Raw genomic sequence first — 20,293 nt, 5'->3', positions numbered from 1 at the left:
CACACCGGAGGTGCATTCCTTTCGGCCGTGATGTGGTCCATATTCGGGGTAGCACAAGCTGATCTTCAAGGCGGAGGGGGATGCAGGCATTCTTTGGTAGCGCTGGCAGGCTTGGTTTTCTGGCCATGCCCAATGCCCCGCCTTGCCGGAACCCGAACCGGCAACGAGCAGATGCAACCTGAACGGATTGCCACCTGCCGCCTGCAGCTGCACCCAGGGTTCAGCCTGGATGATGCCGCGCGCGTCGTTCCCTACCTTGCCCGGCTGGGCATATCGCATCTGTACCTTTCTCCGATCCTCCAGGCGGTGCGCGGCAGCATGCACGGCTACGATGTGGTGGACCCGTCGCGGGTGAACGACGAGCTCGGCGGCGAGGCCGCGCGCCAACGCCTGTGCGCGGCGCTGGAACAGGCCGGGATGGGGCTGGTGCTGGACATCGTGCCCAACCACATGGCCGTGGCCGGGGATCAGAACCCGTGGTGGTGGGATGTGCTGGAGAACGGGCCCTCCAGCCGGTTTGCGATGTTTTTCGACGTGGACTGGGAGTCCTCGGAGGAACGCTGGCCGAACAAGGTCCTGCTGCCAGTACTGGGCGATCATTACGGGCGCATCCTCGAGGCTGGCGAGATCCGCCTGCAATACGCCGACGGGCTCTTCGAGCTCGCCTGTCACGAACACCGCTTCCCGCTGGACCCGTCTTCGCTGAACGACTTGCTCTACCGCGTCTGTCGCGCCACGGGCATCGAACTGCTGGGCTTTCTCGCGGAATCCTGCGCGCGCCTGCCACAACCCGAGCTGACCGCGCGTGACTCTGCCACCCGGCGCCACCGCGACCAGGCCGTGATCCGCCAGCTGCTGGACGACACCACCAGCCAGGATCCGGCGGCCGCCGAGGCAATCGCAGCCGAGGTGGAGCGAATCAACCAGGACCCCGATGCGCTGGACGCGCTGATCGAGCGGCAGAACTACCGCCTGGCCTGGTGGCGCACCGCCGGACGCGACCTCGGCTACCGCCGCTTTTTCGACATCAACGACCTGGCCGGGCTGCGACAAGAACGCGAAGAGGTCTTCCAGGCGGTGCACGCCCTGCCGATCCGCTGGGTGGACGAAGGCTCGGTGCACGGTCTGCGAGTCGATCACCCGGACGGCATGCGTGACCCCGCCGAGTATTTTCGCCGACTGGCCCATGTCTGCCCGGACACCTGGATCGTCGCCGAGAAGATCCTCGAACCGGGTGAGTCACTGCCCGACGACTGGCCGATCGCCGGCTCCACCGGCTACGACTTTCTCAACCGTGTGCAGGGGCTGTTCGTGGACCCGGCGGGCGAGGCGCCGCTGACCCGGCTGTTCGAGGACCTCACCGGCGAGGACACCGACTACGCGGGGCTGGTCTATGCATCCAAGCGCCAGGTCCTGGAGGATCTGCTCGGCAGCGAGCTCAACCGGCTGAGTGCGCTGTTCGTGGACATTTGCGAGCGCCACCGCCGCCACCGCGACTACACCCGCCACGAGCTGTACCTTGCCCTGCTGGAGGTGGTCTCCTGCTTCCCCGTCTACCGTACCTACGTGAGCCCGCGCGAAGGCGGGGTGACGGCGGCCGACGTCGGCTGCGTGGAGACCGCGATCGAACAGGCGGCCGAGCGCAGCGCCGCACTGGACAGCGAGCTGCTGCAGTTCCTGCGCGACCTGTTGCTCCTGCGCATCCCCGGCGAGCGCGAGACCGAACTCGCCCTGCGCTTCCAGCAGTTGACCGGACCGGCAATGGCCAAGGGGGTGGAGGACACCGCCTTGTATCGCTTCCACCGGCTGACGCCGCTCAACGAGGTCGGCGGCGACCCCGGAAGCTTCGGGGTGTCGGTGGACGAGTTCCACCACGCCAGTGCCCGGGCCCGCGCCCGCCACCCGGAGGCGATGCTGGCCACCTCCACCCATGACACCAAGCGCAGCGAGGACGTGCGCGCGCGCCTGGTGCTGCTCTCCGAGATTCCGGGCGCATGGGCGCAGACCGTGCGTCGCTGGATGCGTCACAACGCCCGCCACCGCACCGGCGAATGGCCAGAACCGGCTACCGAATACCTGTACTACCAGACGCTGCTGGGCGCCTGGCCGATCGACGCCGAGCGCATGACGGCCTACATGGAAAAGGCCGTGCGCGAGGCCAAGCAGCACACCAGCTGGACCCACCCCCAGGAGGACTACGAGCAGGCATTGCGCGAGTTCGTGAGCGGGACGCTGGAGGATGCAGGATTTCGCAGCGCGCTGGAGTCGTTCCTGCAGCCCCTGGTCGGCCCCGGCCGCACCAACAGCCTGGCCCAGACCCTGATCAAGCTCACCGCTCCAGGGATACCCGACATCTACCAGGGCAGCGAGCTGTGGGACCTGAGCCTGGTCGATCCGGACAACCGCCGTCCGGTGGACTTCGAAACCCGGCACCAACTGCTGGAGGAGCTCGGTCACCTGACCCCGGCACAGATCAGTGCCCGTGCCGACGAGGGCCTGCCCAAGCAGTGGGTGGTGCAACAGGCCCTGGCCCTGCGCCGCCGGCACCCGGAATGGTTCCGCCCGGATGCGGCCTACACCCCGCTGGGCGCGACCGGCGAGCGCGCCAGGCACGCGGTGGCCTACCTGCGCGGGGAAGGTGCCCTGGTGCTGGTGCCGCGCCTGGTGCTCGGGCTGGCGGGCGACTGGCGCGACACCCGGCTCGGGCTGCCGCCCGGCGTCTGGCACAACCGCCTGTCGGGCGAGACGTTCGAGGGCGGCGACCGGCCGGTGGCGAAGCTCCTCGACGCATTTCCGGTGGCACTGCTCGAACGCGAAGAGGAAACCGCATGACCCGCGTGCGCGTCTGGGCCCCGCAGGCGAACCAGATCGAGCTGGAGTGCGGCGGCAGGCGCATGCCGATGGACCGCCAGGGCGAGGGCTGGTGGTCGCTGCAGACCTCGCGGCTGGCGCATGGCAGCGACTACGCCTTCCGCGTCGACGGCAACGGCCCGTTCCCCGACCCGCGTTCCGCCTGGCAGCCGCAGGGCGTGCACGGCCCCTCGCGCTGGCTGGACCATTCCCGCTTCGTCTGGAACGACGCCGCCTGGCAGGCGCCGCCGCTGGCCGCGGCGGTGATCCAGGAGATCCACGTCGGCACCTTCACCCCGGAGGGCAGCTTCGACGGCGTGATCGACCGCCTCGGCCATCTGGCCGAACTCGGCATCACCCACCTGGAGCTGATGCCGGTAGCGGCGTTTCCCGGCGCCCGCGGCTGGGGCTATGACGGGGTCGACCTGTACGCCCCGCACCACGCCTACGGGGGGCCCGACGGCCTGAAACGCCTGGTCGACGCCTGCCACCGCCGCGGCATCGCGGTGCTGCTGGACGTGGTCTACAACCACCTCGGCCCGGACGGCAACTACTTGGCGCAGTTCGGCCCGTATTTCACCGACCGCTACCACACCCCGTGGGGCGACGCGGTCAACCTCGACGGCGCGGACAGCGACAGCGTGCGCCGCTTCTTCATCGACAATGCCCTGATGTGGCTGCGCGACTATCACATCGACGGCCTGCGCATCGACGCGGTGCACGCGATCGTCGACACCTCGGCCACCCACTTCCTCGAGCAGCTCGCCGGCGAGGTGCAGCGCCTCGGGCGCCAGCTCGGCCGGCACCTGGTGGTGATCGCGGAGAACGACCGCAACGACCCGCGCGTGGCGTGGCCGGTCGAGGCCGGCGGCTACGGGCTGGACGCGCAGTGGAACGAGGATTTCCATCACGCGCTGCACACCGCGCTGACCGGCGAGTCCGACGGCTACTACATGGACTTTCGCGGGCTGGCCGACCTGGCCCGGGTGCTGACCCGCGGCCTCGCCAACGACGGCCGCTATTCGCCCTTCCGCCGCCGGCGGCACGGCCGCCCCGCGGCGGACCAGCCCGGGCGGCGTTTCGTCGGCTGCCTGCAGAACCACGACCAGATCGGCAACCGCGCCACCGGGGACCGCAGCAGCCACCTGCTCTCGCCGGGTCTGCTTAAGGTCGGTGCCGCGCTGGTGCTGACCAGCCCGTTCGTGCCACTGCTGTTCCAGGGCGAGGAATGGGGCGCGACCAGCCCGTTCCTGTACTTCACCGACCATGGCGACCCCGAGCTGGGGCGCGCCGTCAGCGAGGGCCGGCGACGCGAATTCGCCGCCTTCGGCTGGGCGCCGGAGCAGATCCCCGACCCGCAGGCCGCGACCACCTTCGACCGCTCGCGCCTCGACTGGTCGGAGCACCGCCGCCCGCCGCATGCCGCGATCCTGCAGTGGCACCGCCAGCTGATCGCCCTGCGCCGCCGCCATCCGGCCTTCGCCGACGACCGCCTGGAGGCCATCCGCGTACGTTTCGACGAACCCCGGCGCTGGCTGCGGATGCAACGCCCGGGACTGGTGGTGGCCTGCAACCTCGGCCCTCAGGCGCGGCAGCTGGAATGCCCCGAAGCCGCCGGCTGGCGCGTGCTGCTCGGGTCGGAACCGGGCATCCTGCATGAAGGCGACCGCCTGCAGCTTCCCGGCGAGTCGGTCGCGATCCTCGGGGAGCCGCCTGCCGCGTGAGCACCCCGGCCCACCAGCGAATCTGCGAGGAGGAACGCCTTCGTGACGGCACCTGATGCGCCCCTGAAACGGATAGACGGCTACCTGCCGATCGAGGACCACGGCCTGATCGGGGACGGCACCACCGCCGCCCTGGTCGGACGCGATGGCGGCATCTCGTGGATGTGCGTGCCGCGTTTCGACTCCGAGCCGCTGTTCTGCGGCCTGCTCGATCACCGCCACGGCGGGGTGTTCCGCGTGGCGCCCGAGCCGCTGGTGGCCGCCCGCCAGTACTATCTCGGGGACACTGCGGTGCTGGTCACCGAAATGGACGGGCCCGAGGGACGCGTGCGGATCACCGACACGCTGCCGCTGCGCGCCGGAGCCGACCTTTCCGAGGATGCCCCGGCCGGACGCGGGGAGCTGCTGCGGCACATCGAGGTGCTGAAGGGCCGCGTGCGCCTGCGCATCCGTGTCGAGCCCTGGGGTCGCGCCCGGGTCGCGCCACACGGGCCGACCCTGCAGATCATGCCCAACCGCCAGCCCGCACTGGAACTGAACCTCGACACCTCGCTGCCGCTCGACAGCACCGACGCCGTGCACGAACTCGCCGCCGGCGCCCGCCACCATCTGCTGCTGTCGTGGGGCTCACACACCCACCGCTTCCTCGCCCGCACCCCGGAGCAGCTGGTGGAGGCCACGGTCGACGTCTGGCAGCGCTGGATGGAGCACTTCCACTACCACGGCCCGCAGGAGGCGCTGGTCCGCCGCTCGGCGGTCACCCTCAAGCTGATGGACTACACCGCCACCGGCGCGATGATCGCTGCGCCCACCTGCTGTCTGCCGGAGGCCATCGGCGGTCCGCGCAACTGGGATTACCGCTACGCCTGGATCCGCGATGCCGCGTTCTCGGTCTCCGCCATCGGCCATATCGGCATGGGTCACGAGGCGGCCGGCTTTCTCGGCTGGGCGCTGGATGCGGTGGACCGCTCCGGCGGCTGGCCGCGGGTGCTGTACGACGTCGACGGCCACCTGCCGCAGCCGGAGCGCGAGGAACCCGGGCTCGAGGGCTACCGGCGCTCGGGCCCGGTGCGCTGGGGCAACGGCGCGGTGGAGCAGCGCCAGCACGACGTGTTCGGCGAGATCCTCGACTGCGCCTACCGCTGGGTCAACTGGGGCGGCACCCTCGACGAGCACTTGTGGAACCGCCTGCGGCGCCTGATCGACGCGGCCGCCGAGGAATGGAAAAAGCCGGATCACGGCATCTGGGAGGTGCGCACCCCGGGGCGGCCGTTCACCTATTCCGCCGCCATGTGCGCGGTGGCGCTGGACCGCGGGGCGGACCTGGCCGACAGCCACGGCATGCCGGGCAACAGCAAGCTGTGGCGGGTGGAGGCGCAGGAGATCCGCGAGGCGATCCTCAACGATGCCTGGGACCCGGAACGCCAGACCCTGACCGAGCATCTGGGCCGCGGTGGCATCGACGCCAGCCTGCTCGCCCTGCCCTGGCGCGGCGTCATCTCGGCGAACCACCCGAAGATGGTGGCCACCACCGCTGCGGTGGTGAAACGGCTGGGGGCCGGCAACGGCCTGCTCTACCGCTATCTCCCCGATGAATCCCCCGACGGGCTGGCCGGAGACGAGGGGGCGTTCCTGCTGTGCAGCTTCTGGCTGGTGGACAACCTTGCCGACCAGGGCCGGCTGGACGAGGCGATGGAGCTGTACGACTCGCTGTGCGCCCGCACCAACACCCTGGGGCTGCTGCCGGAGCAGATCGACCCGGCCAGCGGCGCCTTCCTCGGCAACTTCCCGCAGGCGTTCAGCCACATGGGCCTGATCTCCAGCGGCATCAACCTCGCTCGGGCAATGGAACGCGGCCGCGAAGGCTGAGCGCGGCGGACCTCCGTGCTGGACAGTCTCCAGGCCCGTTCAGTCAGCGGGCATCTTCGAGGAATGGTGATGCGCGATCCGCCACTGCCCGTCACGGTGCTCGTAAGCGAAGGTGTAGCGCGCCTGGACTTCCTCGGTCTCGCCGTCCACCGTCATCCGGAAGGTGTAGATCCCGACATCGGTCAGCTGGTTGCAGCCGAGCCTTACGTTGCGGGAGTCGATAGTCCCGTAGGGCCTCGACTCGAGGAAATGTTCGAAATAATTCTGGATCTCTGCGTGGTTCGTGCGCGGGACCCTGGAGACCGTGGGCAGCAATACGGCGTCCTCGGCGTAGAGTTCAGTCACGCGAGCCGCATCGCCGGTCTGCAGGGCATCGTTCCAGGTTTCGAACCGCTCCAGCGCCAGGTCCTGGTCGACCGGTGCGCAGACCATTTCGCGCGCGTCGCCGCTGCCAGCCGAGGCAGTACCGGAAACCAGCACGAGGAGTGCGGCGGCGAGCGCCGCGACGGGGTATGAAGTCATGTCGCTGCCTCTGAACGTGTTCGCCGCCCGAAACTGGCGGCGCGGCCTCACTGCACGGCCGTACCGGATCAGGCGGTCGGCATCATCGAGGAGTGATGGTGCACGATCAGCCACTTCCCGTCGCGGTTCTCGTAGACGAAGGTGTAGCGCGCGGGGACTTCCTGCGTCTCGTTGCCGTCGCTTACGCGGAAGGTATAGGTGCCGGCGTCGGTCAGCTTGTTGCAGCCGAGCTTCACATTGCGCGTGTTGATGGTGCCGTAGGGCTTCTTCTCGAGGAAATGCTCGAAGTAGTCCTGGATCTCGGCATGGTTGGTGCGCGGGACATTGGACACGGTCGGCAGCAGGACCGCGTCGTCGGCGTACAGCTCGGTCACACGGCGGGCATCGCCCGTCTGCAGGGCGTCGTTCCAGGCGTCGAACAGCTCCTCGGCCAGGCGACGCGTGGCCGGGGCACAGACCACGCAGCTCTCGTTCGGCGGGGTATCGATCGCGCCGGCGAGCATATCGCTGCCCGTCCCGGTCACCGGGTGATGCTGGTCGCGGTGCGAGGCGCTCAGACTCAGGCGCGAACGCGGGGCCTCGTCGGCGTTGATGAACTGGGTGCCGCTGATACGCGGACGGGTCACGGTACTCACTGCGTGTTCTCCCACTCGGGCCGATGGCGGCCGGGTAAAGCGTGAATTTTAAAGAAAGCGCTGAATAAAGCCATCCCGGCTTTCTCAGCGCACGCGGCGCCGCAAACGCAGTTTGCAGCTTGCGCCGTACTCAACCGCCTACGGCGGTCGATTCCGGCGGCACGTCCCTGTGCCGCAGGGAAACGCCGATCAATCAGCGTTTCCCAAGGGCCCCTTGCGGGCCTGTCAGGGCGGCCACTCAGCCGGCCTGGGCCTTGAACGCGGCCAGCAGGTCCTCGACCTGCCCGCGCACCCGGGCCTCGTCCTGGATCGCGAAGTCGAGAAAGGTCTGGGCGACGACCGACAGGACCTTCTTCTTCGGGTAGACGATGTGCCACTGGCGATGGATCGGGAAGTGCTCGACATCCAGCAGTGCCACCGGACCCTCGGCCCCTTCGGCACTGAGGGTGTGCAGCGACAGCACGGCAATCCCCAGGCCACCGATCACTGCCTGCTTGATCGCCTCGTTGCTGCCCAGCTCCATGCGCACGGGCGGGCTGATCCCGTGCTCCTGGAACAGCTTGAGCGTCGCCTCGCGGATGCCCGAGCCGGGCTCGCGCATCAGGAACGTCTCCTGCTCCAGCTCCTTCAGCGGGATATTGCGCCGACCCACCAGCGGGTGGTCGCGGCTCGCCATCACCACCAGCGGGTTCGGAGCGAACGGGTGCACGGCGACATCGGTCAGTCGCTCGGGCACATGCCCGATGATGTAGAGGTCATCGTCATTGTTCGACAGCCGGTCCAGCACCCGGTCAAAGTTGCTGACTTCCAGAGACAGCTCGATATCCGGATACCGCCGGGCGAACTGCCCGAGGATGCTGGGCGCGAAGTACTGCGCCGTGGTGATCACCGCCAGGCGGAGACGCCCGCGCTTGAGGCCGTGCATCTCGGCCAGTTTCATCTCGAGGTTGGTCAGCGCACCGAGCATCTCGCGGCAGGTGTCGTACAGCAGCAGCCCGACCTCGGTCGGGAAGGCCTTGCGCCCCACGTATTCAAACAGCGGGAGCCCCAGCGCCGTGGAGAGCTTCTTGATCTGGATCGAGACGGTCGGCTGGGTCAGATGCAGCTCTTCCGCCGCGCGGGTAAAGCTCCCCAGGCGCACGATCGCCTCGAACACCTGCAGCTGACGCAGCGTGGCGTGCCGGATCAGGTGCGCCGGCAGCTCCGATTTGAGCATCACTTGCGGGAGGCTCGACTCCTTCGGCGTCGGGGACTGGGCCATGCGTGGCGACCGGTTACCGCGTAAGGCCCGCGTACAGCATCGGGAGCTTTTCCGGGAGCCGCTCGATCTGGTCCAGCACCATGAAGTGCTGGGCCCCAAAGATACGCTCGACGTATTCGTCCGCCTGCGGGTCGAGGCTCATGCAGAAGGTATAGACCCCCTTGCGCCCGACCTCCTCTACCGCCCGCTTCGCGTCCTGACGCAGATACTGCGGATCACGCACGTCCGTATCCGCCGGTTCGCCGTCGGTGATGATCAGCAGCAGCTTTTTCGCCGTGCCCTGATTGTGCAGCAACTGGCCGGCATGGCGGATGGCCGCTCCCATGCGGGTGGACAGCTGGCCTTTCATCCCGGCGAGACGCGCCTTCGCGGTGTCGTCGAACGGGGCATCGAAATCCTTGAAGCGGTAGTACTCGACGTCGTGGCGTCCGTCGGAGGCGAAGCCGTGGATGGCGAACGGGTCGCCAATGCGCGAGATCGCACCGGACAGCAGCGTGGCCGCCTCGCGCGCCAGTTGCACCACGGTCGTCTCGCCGTCGCCGATCGTCTCGTTGGTCGACTCCGACAGGTCCAGTAGCACCAGCACGGAGAGATCGCGCACATGGCGCAGATTGCGCACATAAATGCGCTCGTCGGGCTGACGGCGCATGCGGACATCGATCTGCGCCTCGACCAGCGCGTTCACGTCCAGCTCGTCACCCTCCGGCTGCTTGCGCATGCGCTGCACGCCCTGGGGCTGCATCGCCTCGATCAGGAACTTCAGGCGCGAGACCAGCGGCTTGTGCTTGTCGTAGATGGCCTCGATCTCCTCGATCTCGCCCTTTCGCGGGCGCCGCTCCAGCAGCGTGACCCAGTGCGGCCGTTCCAGCTGCATCTGGTAGTCCCACTCGTGATAGTGGAACGGCAGCGAGATCGGCTCCTTGCCCTCCTGCTGGTTGATGCTTTCGTCTTCGCCGTCGCGGAACCACTCGGTCGCCAGCACCATGATCTGCTGGGCATCGTCGCCGGCGTTAGGCACATCCAGCGTGTTGATCATCTCCATCGGGGTGACGTAGAAGCGCTCCTGTCCGGAGCCGTGCGCGGCCAGGACCTCCGCCTCTTCCTCTTCACGCCCGAAGTTCCAGAGATAGCGGTTGTCGTCGCGATAGAGGACATCCGGCGCGACCTTGGCCGGGTTCATATAGCCCTGCTCGGGGAACTCGGTCGCCAGCGCCTCGGCCAACTCGCGGGCCAGGCCTGCGGCCTCGAGGTCCTCTACCCGTTCCGCAAAAGCACTCACGGCCTTCTGCACGAACGGATGCGGGTCGTGATAATCCGGATCCAGCAGGGCGCGCGCGGTGCGCGCCAGCAATGCCTGCGGCGTCTCGCCATCCTCCGCCGTGGCGGTGTGCAGCGGCACCCAGATCTGGCGCAGACCCGGGAACGCGGCGATCGCCAGGGCCTCGATGCGCGCGTCCTCGAACAGCTCGGTCAGGATGCCGACCACGCCCCGTGGCCCCTCCTCCGGCTGCATCTCGCGGGTGTGCACCACATGGGACGCCGCGTGCGCGGCCGCCGCGCGATAGAGGTCCAGCCCGGTCAGGCCCTCGACATCGTCGTAGGCATCCGGCAGGAAGATCGTGAAGCCCTCGATGTACGGACGATACCCCTCGCGCGATTCGAAGTCGCCACTGGTCGGGCGCATGAAGAAATCACGCGCCCACAGCGAGCGCAGGTAGAGGTTGATCCGGCGCTGCACGTCGACGAACAGCGTGCCCCGGCGCTCCTTCTGGAACACCGAACGCGACTCCGGCGACTCCAGGCCAAAGTAGGCAATCTGGGCCTCGAGGTCCGTGCGGTGCGCCTGCGCGCCCCACGTCGCCCAGCGCCGCAGCCCGCCCAGCGTCAGGTGGGTCAGCAGCTCGTCCAGGTGCTCCAGCATCGGCCGTACGCCGCGCGGCGCTTGCCCGAGCAGGTTATCCAGCAGGCGCAAATACCCTTCGAACAGCGAATAGTCGCCAAGCCGCTGAGCCGCGACCGGGCTGGTCTCGATCACCAGAGTGATGACCGCCGCGGAGGTCTTGGAATACATCTTGATCGCGGAGCTGAGCAGTTCCGCAACCGCATCCTCGCCCAGCTCCTGGGCCAGTGCCGGCGCCTCCTGTACGAAGGCGACGACCATCTCCGAACCGCGCCCGAGGGCCTGGAGACTGCGGGCGCCTTCAAGGTAGTAGCGCTTGAGCCCGCTGGCGCTGAAGGCGCGACTGGCCTCCTGCCAGGAACTCTCCAGCACCTCCGCGGCGTGGTTCCCCAGATCGTCGAGGAGGTCCTGGTAGTCCTCCAGATGGATGCTCATGGGTTGGGCGCCCCGAGCTGCGCTAGAAGAACGTGGTGACGGCCGAATCCAGCGCGTCGCGCATGTCCGGATCGTCGGTGATCGGCCGCACCAGGGCCATGCGGCAGGCACCCAGCGGCTCCACACCCTTGGCAATCAGAGAGGCGGCGTAGACCAGCATGCGGGTGGAGATGCCCTCGTCCAGGCCATGACCCTTCAGGTTCCGCGCCCGCTCGGCCACACTGACCAGCTTGCCGGCCATCTCCTCGTTGATCTTGCCCTCGTGGGCGACGATCTTCGCCTCGGTCTCGTGATCGGGGTAGTCGAAATCGAGCGCGCCGAAGCGCTGCTTGGTCGACTGCTTCAGATCCTTCATCAGGCTCTGGTAGCCGGGGTTGTACGATATGACGACCTGGAAGTCCGCATGGGCCTGGACCATCTCACCCTTCTTCTCCAGCGGCAGCACGCGGCGGTTGTCGGTCAGCGGGTGGATCACCACCGTGGTGTCCTGGCGGGCCTCCACGATCTCGTCGAGATAGCAGATCGCCCCGTGGCGCGCCGCCAGGGTCAGCGGACCGTCCTGCCAGCGCGTACCGTCGGCATCGAGCAGATAACGGCCGACCAGATCGGAAGCCGTCATGTCCTCGTTACACGCTACAGTGATCAGGGGCTTGCCGAGCTTCCAGGCCATGTGCTCGACGAAGCGGGTCTTCCCGCAGCCCGTCGGCCCTTTCAGCATCATCGGCATGCGCACCGAGTACGCCGCCTCGTACAGCTCGATCTCGTCCGCGACCGGCTGGTAGTACGGCTCGTCCGTGATCAGGTGATCGCGCAGATCGTCTTGCATTGCCCAGACTCCTCAATCAAAAAGGCCGGGGGGCGGGATGATCTGCACCCCGCCCAGCCCCGGCCCCGAAACGCCGTGGCTCAGTCCGGCCAGATACGATTCGGGTGCAGGTTCTTCCACGGTTCGTCGGCCGTCGCCTTCGCCTTGCCCGGATCCAGTTCGGGTGCGCCGCCGCGCCGGCTCGCGGCCGAGCCGCTGGACTTCGTGGCCGACGTCTTGCGTGTGGACTGTGCGGCCGGCTTCTTGGCCGGGGCCTTCCGCTTGGTCGCAGACCCCTTGCGGGTTGCCGTCTTGCGGGCTGTCCCCTTGGGCGTAGCGGCCTTCTTGGTTGCGGCCGCCTTGGTGCTCGCTGCCTGATGTGGTTGCGTGCTCGCGGGCGTCGCGCTGGTGTCCTTCTTCGGCGCGTTGTCCGCCGCGGTGTTGCTGTCCTTGTCCTGGTCTTCGCGGGCGCTGCGCACGCCGGCCGCCAGCTTGTCTTGCAGATTGCTCATTGCGACACCTCCTCGATGATGGCTTCGATCTCGGCCGCCGCCGGTTCGCCCGGTTTGCCCAGGTCGTACACGGAACAGCCTTCCAGCGCGGAACGCCGATAGATGGCCCGCCGCCGGAGCGATTGTTCCAGCGCGGGTATGTCGATCTCCATCAGTGCATGCTTCATCGCGCGCGACAGCGCACTGCGGACCTCGAGCTGATTGACCACGATATAGGGGCGCAGCGACCGGTTCTTCATCTGCGCCTCCTCCAGACCGCGGCCCATCCGGACGCTGCCCCAAAGATCGACGGGGGATGGCAGAACGGGGATCAGCACCACATCCGAGCCGGCGAGGGCAGCCGTGACCGCCCCGCCCTCCAGGGTCGGCGGACAGTCCACCACGATGTGATCGTAATCCTTGCGAAGCGCCTTGAGTTCGCGGTCCAGCGGACCTGCGACCGCGAACACGGAGGCGGGAAACGGACGCTCGTCCGAGGACATCCGTGCCCACTGGCCGGCCGACGCCTGCGGATCCGCATCGACCACCAGGGTACGCCCTCGGCGCGCCAGACCGGCGGCGAGGTTCATGGAGAGGGTGGTCTTGCCAGTACCCCCTTTCTGATTGACTACCGCGAATACCCGGGAACCCACGTATCAGCCTCCTAGGGCCAGGAACCGGACGGGTCCGGCTCGTGGACTCTGACGTGATGGTCGGTCAACCAGTCGTTTCGCTGGCCAGCCGATCCACCTCTTGCGCGAAACGCTGATCCGCCTCGCCAATCCGGTCGCCGTCGCGCGCATCAATGGTGATGTTCACATACGTCGTACCGAAACTGATATTGGGATGATAGCCATCCTCCTCCGACAGCTCGGCCACCCGATCGAGAAACTCGCGAGTGATGCCGTAACGGTCAAAGGTGAACTGCTTGCTGATGGTCGCCGAGGAGCCCTTGCCCGGCTCCCAGCCGGCCGGCACCACGAGATCGCTATCCGCCATGTACTACTCCAGAACGTTGGACCGGCACGTCCTTAACGAACGGCCGCATCCTGTGCGTCGATCTCCCGTACATGCTCAAGCTCATCCTCCAGGATGCTCTCGAACAGCTCGGCGTCCCCCGCGGCACCCACGCGCCGACAGTACACCGCCGCCTCGTCATACAGGCGCACGGCCTCCATCTCCAGCTCGCGGTTGCGTTCCAGCAACTCGGCCATCGAGCGTCCCAGCCGCACGGGTGCCAGCTGGCTCCCGTTCGGGGCCACCCCATGGTGAAACATGCGGGTCATGAATCGATCCGCATGGTCCAGTTCCTCCTGGGCGTCCCGCCGCAGGCATTCGCTGACATCGCGCATGCCCCACATTGCGGTCAATCGCGCCTGGGCCAGATACTGCTGAACCGCGGACAGCTCATGCGCCACCGCCCGGTTCAGGTAACCCACGATCCGCGGATCCGCCATCGAGGCTGCCTCAGCTGGCCGAGCCGTCGGCAGTCGGGGCCTTCGGCAGGATGCTTTCCACTTCGGAGTGGACGCGGGCAATAATGTGCGCAGCCACCAGGCCGTCACCCACACGCTCGCAGGAATCCGCACCGGCACGCACCGCCGCATTCACGGCACCGGTCTCGCCGCGCACCAGAACGGTCACGTAACCGCCACCGACGAACTGACGACCGATCAGGCGCACTTCCGAGGCCTTGGTCATCGCATCCGCCGCTTCAATTGCCGGCACCAGACCGCGGGTCTCGATCATGCCCAGGGCCACACCAGAAATTTCGCTCGCCATTGCTAACCTCTTTTACAAACGGGCCGCCGGGCCGATCGGCCGCGGCGGCGTTCATCCCCGGTAGGGACTTACGGCTTTTCCGGGAGGATGTTTTCCACCTCGGAATGCACACGGGCAATGATGTGCGCAGCCACCAGGCCGTCGCCCACACGCTCGCAGGAATCCGCGCCGGCACGCACCGCAGCGTTCACGGCACCGGTCTCGCCACGCACCAGAACGGTCACGTAACCGCCACCGACGAACTGACGACCGATCAGGCGCACTTCCGAGGCCTTGGTCATCGCATCGGCGGCTTCAATCGCCGGCACCAGACCACGGGTCTCGATCATGCCGAGGGCCACACCAAAGTTTTCGCTAGCCATTACTCAACTCCTATCAAGCGTTACTGATGAATTACTTTTCAACCTGCTCGGGCAGGATGCTTTCCACTTCCGAATGCACGCGGGCAATGATGTGCGCAGCCACCAGGCCGTCGCCCACACGCTCGCAGGAATCCGCACCGGCACGCACGGCGGCGTTCACGGCACCGGTCTCGCCACGCACCAGAACGGTCACGTAGCCGCCGCCGACGAACTGACGACCGATCAGGCGTACTTCCGAGGCCTTGGTCATCGCATCGGCGGCTTCGATCGCCGGCACCAGACCGCGGGTTTCAATCATGCCCAGCGCCACACCAAAACGTTCAGTTGCCATTTCTCTTTCTCCTGGAGTTACAGTTTTTCCAATTAAAATGACGCTCAAGCCGCCTTGTGGGTACTAGCAGAGCGCTGTGCATCGGCCTGGTCTTGTCCAGCCATGTCCTTCGACCCTTCCGTCTTTCTGCCACCATCGTCCCAGTGGTCGATGATGCCGCCGATCGTCAGATCGGTTGTCACCTTGGGGTCATCGAGCGCGTAGCGCGCGGCCGATCCAGAGATCGTGAACACCCAGTTACCCGGGTGTGCACCGACCGGATCCACGGCCACGCTGAGCGCGCCCTTCTGATCCACCAGCACGCGCAGCGACATGGTCTTGAGTCCGTCCACGCGACGGGTCACCACCAGTTCGTCCTGCACCTGCATAATTTCCATGGAGCTACTGCTCCTCCCAGTAGTCGATGATCCCTACGATCGTCGCATCACTGGGGTATTCCTTGCTCCCCGCGGCCTCGCGTGCGGCGGACGAACCCACCACGATCACCCAGTCCCCGGGGACACAGCCGACCGCGTCCACCGCTACCGTGCGCGGCCCGCCGGCCTTCTCCTGCACCACCAGCAAGGGACGGTGGCCCAGATCCCGGATCCGGTTGGTCGAAACCAGCGTCTTCTCTACCTTGCAGATCTTCATTCCGTGTCCCGTTAGCTCAACCGGCGAGCGGTTCCAGCTGGCTGCCGCTGCGCTTGTCGCGAATCACCATGTGGCACCCGATCAGGCCCTTTTCGGCCAGTTCGCGGTAGCGCGCCATGATCTGGTCGCGAATCCGCCGGCAGCGCGCCTCGACCCGCTCGCGCGACCCCGGCACCTTGCGGTCGTAGCGGTAATGGATCACCACCGGTACCGGCAGACCCCGCTCGACATTCAGCTGCCGAAAGATCTTGTTCACCCCCACGTCCATCCCGTGGGCGCCCTCTTCCATCGTCTCCAGATGCGCGAAGTAGGCAAAGTTGCGTACCTGCATCTCCTCGACTTCCTGGCCGACGATGATCACCCGCTCGCGGTGGCCCACGTCGGCGTAATGCCCGTTGTGGTAGCGCGCCACGTAATCGAGCTGCGAAATATTATTCAGCAGCAGCCGCGAGATTAGCCGAAGCATCCCCTCGTGCGGTCCCCCGTTGCCGTGTCCCCAGCCCTGCTGGTGGATCGCGTCCTGGATCGCCTGATAGACGCGCAGCTCTGCGTCACGGCCATTCAGGTCCTGCGTCTCCCGATACACCTTCGCGCTGTCCACGAAGCGGTACAGACTCATCCGCGTATCCGCGTCCGGGATATGGATCTTCACCGCATCCGTATCCGTATCCACACCGATCAGCAGCGTGTCGACCGAGGCCCCACAGCAGTAGGTGTTCTCGATCGCCTGACGAAACGCCCGCAGCTGCCGCAGCGCGGCATCCGCTGCATCCCGTTCGCTGTTGCCGTGCGCCGCACACCCCTGGTGATGCGGGTCCGCACTGCTGTAGTGATACGCCGCGATCTTCAGGTACCGACTCGGCACATCCGCCGTGGTCGGCCGCCCCTCGCGAAACCGCAACAGCTCGCGTTTCGTCCAGTGGCGCACATCCTCTTCGATGTCGAACTGCGCCCCGGCATAACTCTTTACCCGAACGGCCAGGTCCGGCAGGCGCAGAATAAAGCGCCGCAGGCTCAACAGCCGCCCGTCGGAACAGGGCGAGATGTCCACTTCGTGGAAGTCGCAGTCGAGGAAATACGCAATCGCGCGTTCCGCCTCGTCCACCAGGTCATCCCGACCCGCCCAGTATTCGTTGACCAGTTGATCGAACAGCTCGAACGTGCCGTGCAGGTACAGTTCGCGCGTATCCAGATCATTGATCCACGCATCCTCCAGGACGCGTTCCGGCAACCGATACCCGAGGTTGTCCTCGACAATCCGTTGCGCCTTTTCCTCGAAGTCCCGCTCGTGCTGCAGCGCGTGGACCTCTTTCAGTACCGGCACCAGATTCGCAAACCGATCGCGAAAACCGCTCTCGAACGCGTACAGCCGTTCGTTGTCGGCGACATCCGCGAGCGGATGCCCGGGTTTCAGCACGGTCGGTTCCACCGGGGCCTTTGCCTTGGGCGGCACCGCGCTCACCAGAGGCTGCGCGGTACCCGTGCTCGACCCTGGCGTTGCCGGCGACCGGACGGCACTTCCCCGCGGCGTCGCGTAGCGCGTGCCAAACGGAGAAGTCTTGCGGCGGCCTCGGCGCACCATCGTGGTCGTATTGCCTCCTTACTCGCCGCTTAGCCGCGGGCACCGCCGGACAGGGTTACCAGAGAGCCGCTGCCGCTGTTCCCGGAGGAACCGGTGATCTTGCTCATTGGCACTTCCTTGCGCTCCAGCTCGCGGTTGACATAGGCGCTCCGGCCCTCGCCCCGCGGGTTGCCCTTCTGCGTCGCATTCCGGCGCGTGGAGAACCCTTCAGTACCCGTCACGCTGTTGCCACGGCCCCAGTCATCGCCAGTGATCGTCACCCCGTTACTGCTCCCGTTGACGGTCACGCGCTCGGCACCCGTCTTCGGGGCCTCTTCGGCCTGGGCCGGCACCGGTTGGTGGCGATCCGGCTGATAGCGGAACTCTTCCGTACCCGACACCAGGCCCGTGGCCTTGTTGATCGGGCCGGTAATACCACCCGACGCGCCATAGGCGGTCCCGGTTACGCGGCGTTCGCGGCGCGCCCAGGCCTCGCGGGCCGGACTCTGCACACTGAACCCGGCGTTGGGCATCTCGTGGGCCGGCACTTCGGCGACCGGCGCGGCCACGGCGGCCTGCCCTTCCGGACGCAGCCGCGGATGCAGGCTGCTCGCCGCCGTCGGACAGGTCGCAGCGAACTCGTTGGCGCCAACATAGGGTGCACCCGAGACGTCCTGGCATGCTCCGCGTTCAGTGCCGGTCACCCGCTCGTCATAACCCGGCTGGCTGCCGGAGACCGGATGCGCGGGCGTCGCGTGGCGCTCGGCCACTCGGGTCTGCGCCGTCTGGGCGTCCCGCGGATCGCAATAGGCGTCGTACTGGTCAGCACCGATATACGGCGTACCCGAAACCGGCTTGCACGCACCGTATTCGTCGCCCGTCACTCGGGCCGACCGACCCACGGCGCTGCCGGAGACGTTCTGCTGATTCCAGGTGCGGCTCACGGAGACCTTCTCCGGACCGGCCTGCGGACGGGTGCCACAGAAGGCGTCGTAATGCTCGGAGCCGACATATTCCGTTCCAGTGATCGGCTTGCAGCCGCCGTATTCATCACCCGTCACGCGCAGCGAGCTCTCGACCTGCGTGCCGGAGACTTCCCGGCCCCGCAGCGTGTGCATCACCCCGACCTTGGGCACACCGCCGGCGGCCGGACGATCGCAGAGGTCGCCGAAATCCGCCTGGTTATAGTACGGCGTACCCGTCAGCGGCCGGCAGGATCCGGACTCGTCACCGGTCACCTTCGGGCTGCGACCCACGGCCGTACCCGTCACGCTCTGGTCTTCCATCGTGTGCAGCTCCTGCACCTTGGCCGGCGTCGGCTCCGGGCGCGTACCGCACATGCCCTTGAACTGTTCCGTACCGATGTATTCGGTCCCGGTGACCGGCTTGCAGCTGCCGTATTCGTCGCCCGTGACTCGCGAGGAGCGCCCGACTTCGGTCCCGGTCAGTTCACGACCGCGAAGCGTGTGCATGACGCCGACCTTCATCGGCGCTCCGTTGGACTTTCCCGCGCTGCAGGGCACCTCGCTGGCCTGCGTGTTCAGGTATTCGGTACCGGTAATGTCGCGGCAGGAGCCGGACTCGTCACCGGTTACACGCGGGCTGCGGCCGACACTGGTGCCGGAGACACCCTCGCCGTGGCTGGTCATCATCACGCTGGTGCGCGGCTTGGTCGACGGCGCGCGAGTCCCGCAGAAGCCTTCGTACTGCTCGCTGCTGAGATACTCGGTCCCGGTGATCGCCTCGCAGGAACCGGACTCGTCACCCGTCACTCGCGCCGAACGGCCGACCTCCGTACCACTGACCTCCTGGCCACGGCTGGTATGGGAGTGGCCGACCTTGGCCGGATTGGCATTCGGGCGCACGTTGCAGTAGCGCTCGTAGTGTTCCAGCCCGAGGTACTCGGTACCCGTAATGTTCGAACAGCTGCCCGCTTCGGCGCCGGTCACGCTTCGGGTACTCTCGACCTGGGTCCCACTGACGTGGCCGCCCGCAAGCGTCGTGCCTTCTTCCACCTTCGGCGGGGCCTCGCTTGCCTGGTGGCGCGGGCGTCCACAGGGACGTCCCGGATCCGAGGAACCGCGACCAATGGTGCACAGTTCTTGGCGACGCTGGCGTGCCACCTCGCGGGTGGACATGCCCTTGCGCTTCGCGGCCTTCCAGGCACCTTCCTGCGGCATGGCACCGCGACCCTTCGAGCCGTTGAAACGGCGCTTGGTTGCTCGCTTGCCGTTTTGGGCCATCGCCTCGCGACGGGCCATGCAGATCGCACGGACCTCGGAAATCATCGGGTGAGGACCCGCCGCCTCGCCGCCGGACTCCACCTTCTCGCAAAGCGTGTCGAGACCGCTTTCCACCACAGTGTCGCGATCGCTGGAGTCCGCGCTGTAGCCATCGTCGCGCTCGGACTTCTCGCCCTTGCAGCCACAGCCACAGCCCTGCTTCTCTTCCTGTGCGTCTTCCGAGAAGGAGCCCTGCCCTTTCAGCAGGTCTTCCCGGCGCGGCTCCGCGGCCATGGCCTTCTTGCCCTCAGTCGCCAGCGCCTGCCGGCGCAGACGGCAGATCTCGCGACCGCTCATGTGGGAACAGTCGATCTCCATGCCCTGGCTCTGCGACAGCGCCTCGAGCTGACGCGAGCGGTCGGCGCCGCCGCGAGCCAGACCGCCGAGTGCGCGGGCACGGGTGTTGGAACGACCGACCGCCTTCTTGCCCTGGCGCGCCATTTTCTGGCGACGCTCGAGGGCAGCCTGGCGGCCGTTCGAGGCGCCGGCGTGCGCGCCCGGTTCCGGGCGGCGCTCACGGGCGCTGCTGTCGACCTCGAACGAGGGCGACGGCTGAGATTCGCTGGAGTGCGATTCCGGCTCCCGCGCCTGGGGGGCCGGTGCGGAAGCACGCTCGGCCTGGCGCGCCTTTTGCGCGGCCGCGGCGGAACGCGATCCCTTGTTTTGGCCGGTCGACTTCACGGCGGCCTTGCCATTACGAGACATGGCCTTGCGCCGTTCCCGGGCGAGTTCGCGACCCGAGAGACCTTCAGACGCGGATGTCGGATTACTCATGGCACTTCCTTACAGTTGGCGGCAGCAACGGTAATAACGCTTGATGGACAGGCCGGGTGCCACACGCACCCGGCCA

At 67.2% G+C, this 20,293-nt stretch carries 19 protein-coding genes; 3 read left to right on the top strand and 16 right to left on the bottom strand.

Annotated features, from left to right (window positions below):
* The first annotated feature begins 171 nt into the window (after positions 1-171).
* From treY to G372_RS0112770, 3 genes are read left to right on the top strand one after another with little or no spacing between them, the layout of a single operon-like run.
* A complete protein-coding gene (gene treY / locus G372_RS0112780; protein ID WP_019623507.1) occupies positions 172-2,832 on the top strand; it encodes a malto-oligosyltrehalose synthase in 2,661 nt (886 codons plus the stop codon).
* Positions 2,829-4,574, top strand: coding sequence for a malto-oligosyltrehalose trehalohydrolase (treZ, locus tag G372_RS0112775; protein ID WP_019623508.1), 1,746 nt, complete (start codon positions 2,829-2,831; stop codon positions 4,572-4,574). Before treY ends, treZ begins: the two co-directional genes overlap by 4 nt.
* A gap of 42 nt (positions 4,575-4,616) precedes the next feature.
* Positions 4,617-6,443, top strand: a complete 1,827-nt coding sequence (locus G372_RS0112770) for a glycoside hydrolase family 15 protein (RefSeq protein ID WP_019623509.1) — start codon at positions 4,617-4,619, stop codon at positions 6,441-6,443.
* A 39-nt stretch (positions 6,444-6,482) separates the two neighbouring features.
* Here the strand turns inward: G372_RS0112770 and G372_RS0112765 are convergent, their stop codons facing one another.
* The 16 genes from G372_RS0112765 to G372_RS0112690 all read right to left on the bottom strand — a co-directional run bounded on the left by G372_RS0112765 (position 6,483) and on the right by G372_RS0112690 (position 20,148).
* The gene (locus G372_RS0112765) at positions 6,483-6,965 is read right to left on the bottom strand and encodes an SgcJ/EcaC family oxidoreductase (RefSeq protein ID WP_018864185.1); all 483 of its coding nucleotides are present in this window, start codon (positions 6,963-6,965) and stop codon (positions 6,483-6,485) included.
* 68 nt (positions 6,966-7,033) lie between these two features.
* Positions 7,034-7,600 (bottom strand): SgcJ/EcaC family oxidoreductase, encoded by a 567-nt coding sequence (locus G372_RS0112760; protein WP_018864186.1) that lies wholly within the window; start codon positions 7,598-7,600, stop codon positions 7,034-7,036.
* Between the two features lie 238 nt (positions 7,601-7,838).
* Entirely contained in the window at positions 7,839-8,816 is a 978-nt protein-coding gene (locus G372_RS0112755) for a LysR family transcriptional regulator (RefSeq protein ID WP_018864187.1), read from the bottom strand.
* Between the two features lie 58 nt (positions 8,817-8,874).
* Positions 8,875-11,196 (bottom strand): nitric oxide reductase activation protein NorD, encoded by a 2,322-nt coding sequence (locus G372_RS0112750; RefSeq protein ID WP_018864188.1) that lies wholly within the window; start codon positions 11,194-11,196, stop codon positions 8,875-8,877.
* Between the two features lie 22 nt (positions 11,197-11,218).
* Positions 11,219-12,022: a CbbQ/NirQ/NorQ/GpvN family protein gene (locus G372_RS0112745; RefSeq protein ID WP_018864189.1), complete on the bottom strand. Its 804-nt coding sequence runs from the start codon at positions 12,020-12,022 to the stop codon at positions 11,219-11,221.
* Positions 12,023-12,102: 80 nt separating this feature from the next.
* Positions 12,103-12,513 carry a hypothetical protein gene (locus G372_RS0112740; protein WP_018864190.1) on the bottom strand — a complete coding sequence of 137 codons (411 nt, stop codon included), beginning with the start codon at positions 12,511-12,513 and terminating at the stop codon, positions 12,103-12,105.
* Positions 12,510-13,145: a ParA family partition ATPase gene (parA, locus tag G372_RS0112735; protein WP_018864191.1), complete on the bottom strand. Its 636-nt coding sequence runs from the start codon at positions 13,143-13,145 to the stop codon at positions 12,510-12,512. The genes G372_RS0112740 and parA overlap by 4 nt, the downstream gene beginning before the upstream one ends.
* Before the next feature lie 64 nt (positions 13,146-13,209).
* Positions 13,210-13,491, bottom strand: a complete 282-nt coding sequence (locus G372_RS0112730; protein WP_012982279.1) for a 4a-hydroxytetrahydrobiopterin dehydratase — start codon at positions 13,489-13,491, stop codon at positions 13,210-13,212.
* A gap of 32 nt (positions 13,492-13,523) precedes the next feature.
* Positions 13,524-13,949: a ferritin-like domain-containing protein gene (locus G372_RS0112725; RefSeq protein ID WP_018864192.1), complete on the bottom strand. Its 426-nt coding sequence runs from the start codon at positions 13,947-13,949 to the stop codon at positions 13,524-13,526.
* Between the two features lie 10 nt (positions 13,950-13,959).
* Positions 13,960-14,274: an alpha-carboxysome major shell protein CsoS1 gene (gene csoS1, locus G372_RS0112720; RefSeq protein ID WP_012982277.1), complete on the bottom strand. Its 315-nt coding sequence runs from the start codon at positions 14,272-14,274 to the stop codon at positions 13,960-13,962.
* 68 nt (positions 14,275-14,342) lie between these two features.
* Entirely contained in the window at positions 14,343-14,636 is a 294-nt protein-coding gene (gene csoS1 / locus G372_RS0112715; protein ID WP_012982276.1) for an alpha-carboxysome major shell protein CsoS1, read from the bottom strand.
* A 31-nt stretch (positions 14,637-14,667) separates the two neighbouring features.
* Positions 14,668-14,967, bottom strand: coding sequence for an alpha-carboxysome major shell protein CsoS1 (csoS1, locus tag G372_RS0112710; protein ID WP_012982275.1), 300 nt, complete (start codon positions 14,965-14,967; stop codon positions 14,668-14,670).
* A gap of 44 nt (positions 14,968-15,011) precedes the next feature.
* Complete coding sequence (locus G372_RS0112705; protein WP_018864193.1) at positions 15,012-15,344, bottom strand: carboxysome peptide B; 333 nt, start codon at positions 15,342-15,344, stop codon at positions 15,012-15,014.
* Between the two features lie 4 nt (positions 15,345-15,348).
* On the bottom strand, positions 15,349-15,600 hold the full coding sequence (gene csoS4, locus G372_RS0112700) for an alpha-carboxysome shell vertex protein CsoS4 (protein WP_012982273.1): 252 nt from the start codon (positions 15,598-15,600) through the stop codon (positions 15,349-15,351).
* Between the two features lie 16 nt (positions 15,601-15,616).
* On the bottom strand, positions 15,617-17,182 hold the full coding sequence (locus tag G372_RS0112695) for a carboxysome shell carbonic anhydrase (protein ID WP_369771646.1): 1,566 nt from the start codon (positions 17,180-17,182) through the stop codon (positions 15,617-15,619).
* A gap of 29 nt (positions 17,183-17,211) precedes the next feature.
* Positions 17,212-20,148 (bottom strand): alpha-carboxysome scaffolding protein CsoS2, encoded by a 2,937-nt coding sequence (locus tag G372_RS0112690; RefSeq protein ID WP_019623511.1) that lies wholly within the window; start codon positions 20,146-20,148, stop codon positions 17,212-17,214.
* Positions 20,149-20,293: the final 145 nt, after the last annotated feature.

This window comes from Thioalkalivibrio thiocyanoxidans ARh2 (genome assembly GCF_000385215.1).
Classification (GTDB): domain Bacteria; phylum Pseudomonadota; class Gammaproteobacteria; order Ectothiorhodospirales; family Ectothiorhodospiraceae; genus Thioalkalivibrio; species Thioalkalivibrio thiocyanoxidans.
The sequence above is the reverse complement of the archived record's forward strand: the minus strand, read 5'-3'. Positions and strand labels throughout refer to the sequence as shown.

Bases quoted from the DNA above. Each gene is read 5' to 3' on its own strand.
- treY (WP_019623507.1), top strand. From the start codon at position 172: ATGCAACCTGAACGGATTGCCACCTGCCGCCTGCAGCTGCACCCAGGG.
- treZ (WP_019623508.1), top strand. From the start codon at position 2,829: ATGACCCGCGTGCGCGTCTGGGCCCCGCAGGCGAACCAGATCGAGCTG.
- G372_RS0112765 (WP_018864185.1), bottom strand. From the start codon at position 6,965: ATGACTTCATACCCCGTCGCGGCGCTCGCCGCCGCACTCCTCGTGCTG.
- G372_RS0112755 (WP_018864187.1), bottom strand. From the start codon at position 8,816: ATGCTCAAATCGGAGCTGCCGGCGCACCTGATCCGGCACGCCACGCTG.
- G372_RS0112750 (WP_018864188.1), bottom strand. From the start codon at position 11,196: ATGAGCATCCATCTGGAGGACTACCAGGACCTCCTCGACGATCTGGGG.
- G372_RS0112745 (WP_018864189.1), bottom strand. From the start codon at position 12,022: ATGCAAGACGATCTGCGCGATCACCTGATCACGGACGAGCCGTACTAC.
- G372_RS0112740 (WP_018864190.1), bottom strand. From the start codon at position 12,513: ATGAGCAATCTGCAAGACAAGCTGGCGGCCGGCGTGCGCAGCGCCCGC.
- G372_RS0112730 (WP_012982279.1), bottom strand. From the start codon at position 13,491: ATGGCGGATAGCGATCTCGTGGTGCCGGCCGGCTGGGAGCCGGGCAAG.
- G372_RS0112725 (WP_018864192.1), bottom strand. From the start codon at position 13,949: ATGGCGGATCCGCGGATCGTGGGTTACCTGAACCGGGCGGTGGCGCAT.
- csoS1 (WP_012982277.1), bottom strand. From the start codon at position 14,274: ATGGCGAGCGAAATTTCTGGTGTGGCCCTGGGCATGATCGAGACCCGC.
- csoS1 (WP_012982276.1), bottom strand. From the start codon at position 14,636: ATGGCTAGCGAAAACTTTGGTGTGGCCCTCGGCATGATCGAGACCCGT.
- csoS1 (WP_012982275.1), bottom strand. From the start codon at position 14,967: ATGGCAACTGAACGTTTTGGTGTGGCGCTGGGCATGATTGAAACCCGC.
- G372_RS0112705 (WP_018864193.1), bottom strand. From the start codon at position 15,344: ATGGAAATTATGCAGGTGCAGGACGAACTGGTGGTGACCCGTCGCGTG.
- csoS4 (WP_012982273.1), bottom strand. From the start codon at position 15,600: ATGAAGATCTGCAAGGTAGAGAAGACGCTGGTTTCGACCAACCGGATC.
- G372_RS0112695 (WP_369771646.1), bottom strand. From the start codon at position 17,182: ATGGTGCGCCGAGGCCGCCGCAAGACTTCTCCGTTTGGCACGCGCTAC.
- G372_RS0112690 (WP_019623511.1), bottom strand. From the start codon at position 20,148: ATGTCTCGTAATGGCAAGGCCGCCGTGAAGTCGACCGGCCAAAACAAG.